Annotated in this window: 3 protein-coding genes and 1 pseudogene; 2 read left to right on the top strand and 2 right to left on the bottom strand. The window is 68.2% G+C overall.

All coding sequences use genetic code 11. The features are described 5' to 3' along the window. Positions 1-246: ATP-binding protein (locus tag KH616_RS23430; protein ID WP_292252365.1), on the top strand; the 246-nt coding region annotated here is incomplete at its 5' end. A gap of 103 nt (positions 247-349) precedes the next feature. On the opposite strand, the gene ispF is transcribed toward KH616_RS23430, so the two are convergent. Further along, the gene (ispF, locus tag KH616_RS23425) at positions 350-835 is read right to left on the bottom strand and encodes a 2-C-methyl-D-erythritol 2,4-cyclodiphosphate synthase (RefSeq protein WP_292252364.1); all 486 of its coding nucleotides are present in this window, start codon (positions 833-835) and stop codon (positions 350-352) included. A 22-nt stretch (positions 836-857) separates the two neighbouring features. Further along, positions 858-1,568 (bottom strand): 2-C-methyl-D-erythritol 4-phosphate cytidylyltransferase, encoded by a 711-nt coding sequence (gene ispD / locus KH616_RS23420; protein ID WP_292252362.1) that lies wholly within the window; start codon positions 1,566-1,568, stop codon positions 858-860. 108 nt (positions 1,569-1,676) lie between these two features. Here ispD and KH616_RS23415 point away from each other — a divergent pair. Then, a pseudogene (locus KH616_RS23415) lies at positions 1,677-3,118 on the top strand (transcription-repair coupling factor); the annotation flags it as partial.

The following is a 3,118-nucleotide window of genomic DNA, read 5'->3' as shown; positions in this document are numbered from 1 at the left end:
GTCGAGCTGTCGGTGCGTGACGAAGGTCCCGGTATTCCCGAGGATCAGCTGCCGCTCGTGATGCGGCCGTTCTACCGCGTCGACACCGCGCGTACCAAGGCGGACGGCACCGGACTCGGCATGGCGATCGTGCTGCGCCTCGTCGGCCGTTATCGCGGCGCGTTGCGCCTGCGCAATCGCAGCCCGGAACCCGGTCTCGAAGTCACGCTCGAATTCCCCGGCGGCAAGGCGCGGGCGGCCGCGTGACGCATACCGGGCGCGCCCGCACCGCGACGCCCGACGAACCCCGATGCGCGCGTCACGCGACGCATGCCGCCGCATCGCGGCGAATCGCCCCGCCCTCGCCGCGTCAGCTCGCCTGACGCACCAGCAATGCCGCGGCCTGCGCCTCGATGCCTTCGCCGCGGCCGAGGTAGCCCAGTTTCTCGTTGGTCTTCGCCTTCACGTTCACGCGTTCAAGCGGCAGACCGAGATCGGCGGCGATGTTCGCACGCATCCCGTCGATATGCGGCGCGAGCTTCGGCGCCTGCGCAATCAGGGTACTGTCGACGTTCTGGATCGTGAAGCCCGCCGCCTTCACGCGTGCGACGCATTCACGCAGCAGCACGCGGCTGTCCGCGCCCTTGAACGCCGCGTCGGTATCCGAGAAATGACGGCCGATGTCGCCGAGCGCCGCCGCGCCGAACAGCGCGTCGGTGATCGCGTGCAGCAGCACGTCCGCATCCGAGTGACCGAGCAGGCCGCGTTCGTATGGAATCGTCACGCCGCCGATGATGAGGGGGCGCCCTTCGACGAGCTGATGTACGTCGTAGCCTTGTCCGATTCTGAAGTCCATGCGTATTCCGATTGAGTGTTTGTCAGGATGAGTGCGCCGCACGCGCGAGGATCGCTTCCGCGAGATCGAAGTCTTCCGGATACGTGACCTTGAAGTTGCGCAGGCTGCCCTGCACGACCCGCGGCGTATGTCCCGCCCACTCGATCGCGCTGGCCTCGTCGGTCAGGTCGTGTCCGTGCTGCTGCGCGTCCAGGATCGCATCGCGCAACATGCCGATGCGGAACATCTGCGGCGTCTGCGCCTGCCACAGCGCATCGCGCGATTCGGTGCGCGCGATCGCGTCGCCGCCGGCCGGCACGCGCTTGAGCGTATCCGCGACCGGCAGTGCGACGATGCCGCCCACGGGATCGTCCTTCAGCGTCGTGATCAACGTGCGGATCAGCTGCGGCGTGATGCCCGGCCGCGCGGCGTCGTGCACCAGCACCCAGTCGCGGTCGGTCGCGCCGAATTCCGTCAGTTCCATCAGGCCGTTGAGCACCGATGCCTGCCGCGACGATCCGCCGCAGCGGCGCACCGCAAAGCGCAGGCCCGCGAAGCGGCGCGCGTCGAAGTGCGTGTCGTCCGGCGAGATCACGACGAGCGTCTGCGTAAATTCGCTGCACGCGTCGAACGCGGCAAGCGTGTAATGCAGGAGTGCGCGCCCGGCGAGCGTGCGGTATTGCTTCGGCAGGGCCGAGCCGGAACGGCTGCCCGTGCCGGCGCAGGGAATCAAGGCGAAAAGTCGGGGAGTCACGGAATGAAACGCCGGTAAGATGAAATCGAGAAGCGGATTTTATAATAGGTCTTTCGTCCCGACCGGCGCGCCGTAATGCGCGCAGCGCACGCAACCTTAGCCGTCCCTATGCCAGACAACGCTCCCACTTCGTTCGCCTCGCCCGTCGCGCTCGTCAAACCTGGCCAGCGCTTCGCCTTCGACGGCACGCACGGCTCCGCCGATGCGCTCGCCATCGCGCGCTATCACACCGCCCATCGCCAGGACGTGCCGCTCCTCGCCGTGATGTGTGCGAACGCGGTCGACGCACAACGGCTCTCGCAGGAGCTCGCCTACTTCGCGCCCGACGCGCGCGTGCGCCTGCTGCCGGACTGGGAGACGCTGCCGTACGACACGTTCTCGCCGCACCAGGATCTCGTGTCCGAGCGCCTCGCCACGCTGCACGATCTCGGCGAGGGCCGCTGCGACATCCTGCTCGTCCCGGCGACCACCGCGCTGTACCGGATGCCGCCCGCGTCGTTCATGGCCGCGTACACGTTCTCGTTCGCTCAGGGCGAGCGCCTCGACGAGGCGAAGCTGAAGGCGCAGCTGACGCTCGCCGGCTACGAGCACGTCAGCCAGGTCGTGCGTCCCGGCGAATACTGCTTGCGCGGCTCGCTGATCGACCTGTTCCCGATGGGCTCGCCGCTGCCATACCGGATCGACCTGTTCGACGATCAGGTCGACTCGATCCGCGCATTCGATCCGGATACGCAGCGCAGCCTCTATCCGGTGCGCGACGTGCGGCTCCTGCCCGGCCGCGAATTTCCGTTCGACGAGGCCGCGCGCACCGCATTCCGCAGCCGCTGGCGCGAGACCTTCGAAGGCGACCCGAGCCGCGCGACGATCTACAAGGACATCGGCAACGGCGTGCCGTCGGCCGGCATCGAGTATTACCTGCCGCTCTTCTTCGACGAGACGGCAACGCTGTTCCACTATCTGCCGCAAAATGCGCATCTCGTGTTCGCGGGCGACCTCGACGCCTCCATCCGCCGTTTCACCGCGGACACGAAGCAGCGTTACGCCTTCATGTCGCATGACCGCGAGCGGCCGATCCTCGAACCGCAGCGCCTGTTCCTGTCCGACGAGGACTTCTTCACGCTGGCCAAGCCGTTCTCGCGCGTCGTACTGCCCGCGCAGCCGGCAGGCGGCTGGGCCACCGCGCTGCCCGACCTGACGATCGACCGTCATGCCGACGATCCGCTCGCCGCGCTGCGCACGTTCATCGACACGTCCGGCAAGCGCGTGTTGCTGACCGTCGAATCGGCAGGCCGCCGCGAGACCATCCTGCAGCTGCTCGCGGAAAACGGCCTGCGGCCCGCGTCGAACGACCACTTCGCCGGCTGGCTCGAAAGCGACGAACGCTTCGCGCTCGGCGTCGCGCCGCTCGCAAACGGCTTCGCCGTGCCGGGTGAAGGCTACGCGGTCGTCACCGAGACCGAGCTGTACGGCGCGCTCGGCCGCCGCGCCGGCCGCCGCCGGCAGGAACAGGCGAGCAATGTCGACGCGATGGTGCGCGACCTGTCCGAGCT

The organism is Burkholderia sp. (genome assembly GCF_018375725.1).
Lineage (GTDB): Bacteria > Pseudomonadota > Gammaproteobacteria > Burkholderiales > Burkholderiaceae > Burkholderia.
Note: the sequence above shows the minus strand (reverse complement) of the source record. Positions and strands in the feature narration are given on the sequence as shown.